The organism is Mycobacterium sp. (assembly GCF_032162605.1).
In the GTDB taxonomy this organism is placed as follows: domain Bacteria; phylum Actinomycetota; class Actinomycetes; order Mycobacteriales; family Mycobacteriaceae; genus Mycobacterium.
The window spans coordinates 1-3,441 of the sequence record NZ_JAVROT010000236.1 but is presented as its reverse complement, the minus strand read 5'-3'; the positions used below and the strand labels follow the sequence as shown (position 1 = coordinate 3,441).

Sequence of the window (3,441 nt, the reverse complement as noted above, 5' to 3'; positions counted from 1 at the left end):
TGACATCGGCCCTTGCTCCGGGGAGCAGCGCGTCCCTGCGTGGTTACGGCGTCATCTAGCCAGGGGAGGAGCGTAAGCAGTTAAGTGGCATGAGTCAAGTTATATATTGTGATCTAGCACATTCCCGGCTATCGTGGCAGAGCGCCAGGAGGAACGTCTCCAATCCTCGTGGCTGCTGTCACTATGTCGCGACAATCAGCGAGGTCGTCACTCAATGCTCATGCTGTCGAACAGGACTCGGCCCCCGGGGCCGAGTCTGGCCCTGGATCTCTACAGCCGCGAGGCGTTGCTGAATCCACATGAGACATACCGGCGGATCCGCGAAGCCGGTGCCGCGGTGTGGCTGCAGAAGCACCGCATGTGGGCCATCGGCCGCTTTCGTGACGTCCGCGAGGCGCTGCGGGACGACGAGACTTTCCGCAGCGGCAAAGGTGTCGCCGCCAACCGGCTGACGAACGCCTTCATGGAGGGCACCACACTGGCCAGCGACGGCCAGACACACACCAACCGCAGGCGGGTGCTCTTGCAGTCGTTGTCTGCCAAGGCCCTGGCCGAAGTCGATCCGACGCTGCAGCACGAGGCGTCGGCGCTAACCCGCCGACTGTTGCAGCGGGACAAATTCGACGGGGTATCCGAGTTCGCCGCGCACCTTCCCGTGCGAGTGGTCGCCGACCTGGTCGGAGTCGACATGGACCACACCCGCATGCTCAGGTGGGCCCGATCCGGCTTCGACGGACTTGGTCCAACAAACCGCCGCACACTGACCGCGGTGCCGCCCTCGTTGCGCTTGTGGCGCTACATCCATTCGCTACGCCCGGGCAACGTGAAGCCCGGACGCTGGGCGGCCTCCGTCCTTGCCGCCGGGAACGACGGTGTGCTCAGCGCCGCGGAGAGGAAGGCCATGGTGATCGACTTCATCGGCCCGAGCCTCGACACCACCATCCTCGCGTCGGCTCAGCTGCTGTGGAGCCTGGGCACCAATCCCGACGCGTGGCGGGAACTTCGCGAAAATCCTGATCTGGTACCGGCCGCTGCACTGGAGGCAGTGCGGCTGGCCTCTCCCGTGCGTGGTTTTACTCGAATTGTCCAGCGCGACACCGAGATCGATGGTTCGGTCCTGCGTGCGGGCCAGCGAGTGGTCCTGCTGTACGCGTCGGCCAACATGGACGAGACCCAGTTCGAGCGGCCCGAGGTGTTCTCGTTGCACCGCAAGGGGACCAACCTCGGCTGGGGATTCGGCGCCCACGCCTGCGTGGGCATGCACCTGTCCAAACTAGAGATGCATGCGCTGCTGCGGGCCATGATCCCCGCCGTGTCGCAGATCAGCGTGTCCAAACCGGTTCCGCTGCTTAACAACACACTGCAAGGCTTCACTTCCTTGCAGGCGGCGTTCCGTAACTAGAGCGACCACGGTTGGAGACGTCCCCCATGACAAGCGATACGGTTGAACACGTTCCCGTCCTCATTGCCGGCGCCGGGCCGGTCGGGCTGACCCTGGCCCTCGAACTCGAGCACCACGGCGTGGATGCGCTGCTGGTCGAGCGCAATACGACGACCACCCGCCATCCGAAGATGGACATCACCAACGGTCGCAGCATGGAGCTTTTTCGCCGGTTGGGGGTCGCTGACTACCTGCGGAAGTTGGCGGTCCCCGCCGACCACCCGATGGTCGTCACATGGGTGACGAAATTGAACCGGTGGGAGCTGACCCGATTCACATATCCCTCGGTCGAGGACAGCGACACCCAGATCCGTACTCGCAACGACGGCACGTTGCCGCTGGAGCCCAGCATGCGCATCTCACAGATCCTGCTCGAGCCGGCATTGAAAGAGCGCTGTGACACCGATTCGAAACACATTCAGGTGCAATACGGTTGGCAAGTCCAGTCGTTCACTCAGGACACCGACGGCGTCGACGTGGTCCTGACCTCACCGGAAACCGGTCAGAAGCGGCGGGTTCGCGCGCAGTACCTCGCCGGATGTGACGGGGCCGGAAGCGCAGTGCGTCAGGGGCTTGGCATCGATCTCGACATGATCGACCTGCGGCGGCTCGCGATCAAGGAGCTGGGGCCGCACCGCATTGCCGCTATCGTTGCACGCGCGTGGGCGGCCTCGCGGGCACGCCCGAGCGACGGCCGATTCTTCATGGTGCACTTCACCACCCGGGACAAGGACTTCTTCGGCCGATTCGGCACGGTCTGGCACGTCCAGTCACCAGAAGGATGGGTGCTGATCTCGCAAGACGACGACGACGCGTGGACGTTCCACCATCCCTTGGGGATCGGCGATGATCCCGACCGCATCGATCCCCGCGAGCTGCTCTTTCGGTGCCTGGGCCGCTCCTTCGAGTGTGAGATCCACGTCGCCAACGCGTGGAGGCCGCGGCTCGCCGTCGCGAAACGCTTCGGGAGTGGACGGATCTGGCTCGCCGGCGACGCCGTGCATCAGGTCCCCCCAACCGGCGGCTACGGCATGAACACCGGCATCGGCGACGCGGTCGGACTGGGCTGGGTGCTCGCGGCGCTAGTCCAACGCTGGGGCGGCCAAGAGCTACTGGGGGCCTATGAGACCGAGCGGCGCGCGGTGGCCATCCGGAACCGCCAGGCAGCGGGCCGACATGCTCTGGTCCGCCTTGCCATCACGGCGGCATTCCGGTCCTCGATCCACAGCGAAGGCTGGAACGGCGAACGCAGTCGCCGCCGCCTCGGCCGCGAGATCGCCGACCTGGGGAACCTCGAAAACGAGGCACTCGGAATCGAAATCGGCTACCGCTACGGCGATTCGCCGATCGTGTCGAAGGAAACGGGGTTGGCGCCGGAGCAAACCCTCGACGCGTACTCGCCGACCACCTGGCCCGGTGCGCGACCACCCAGCGTGTACCTTGCCGATGGCCGGGCCCTGTTCGACCTGTTCGCCAAGGGATTCACTCTGCTTCGCTTCGCCGACATCGACGCCGAACCCCTTGCTGAAGCCGCACGCCAACGTCTGGTCCCGCTAGAAGTCATCGATATTCGCGACGAACACGCGCGCCAGCTATATGAACGCGATCTGGTGCTCATCAGACCCGACCAACATGTCGCCTGGCGCGGCGACAGCCTGCCCGATGCGCCGGGGCGCCTCATCGACCTGGTCCGCGGCGCAGAACCAAAGGAGATGTCATGAGCGGCAACGTTGATGCCCACAAGGACCTGCACAGCGAGCACGGTGCCCGAAAGGGCGAACACCCCGGCCGATCGCGAAACCCGGTCATCAAGGTCCACGACGTCGCCTGGTTGGAGTTTGATAAGCCCAATCTGGATCGCGCAGAGACCTTCGCTCACGCATTCGGTTTCACGGTAGCGCGCACGCGCGACGAGCTGCATGTACGCGGCACCGATGCCGGTCCACCGTGTGTGATCATCCGCCGCGGCGAGCGTTCGCGCTTTGCGGCGGTGGCGTTCA

General features: G+C 64.9%; 3 protein-coding genes. All 3 read left to right on the top strand.

Annotation, left to right across the window (positions count from 1 at the left end):
- Nucleotides 1–220: 220 nt before the first annotated feature.
- On the top strand, nt 221–1,402 hold the full coding sequence (locus QOI01_RS14340) for a cytochrome P450 (protein WP_526381951.1): 1,182 nt from the start codon (nt 221–223) through the stop codon (nt 1,400–1,402).
- 26 nt (nt 1,403–1,428) lie between these two features.
- A complete protein-coding gene (locus QOI01_RS14335; RefSeq protein ID WP_526381949.1) occupies nt 1,429–3,162 on the top strand; it encodes an FAD-dependent oxidoreductase in 1,734 nt (577 codons plus the stop codon).
- Nucleotides 3,159–3,441: VOC family protein (locus QOI01_RS14330; RefSeq protein WP_526381947.1), on the top strand; the 283-nt coding region annotated here is incomplete at its 3' end. The genes QOI01_RS14335 and QOI01_RS14330, both read left to right, overlap by 4 nt.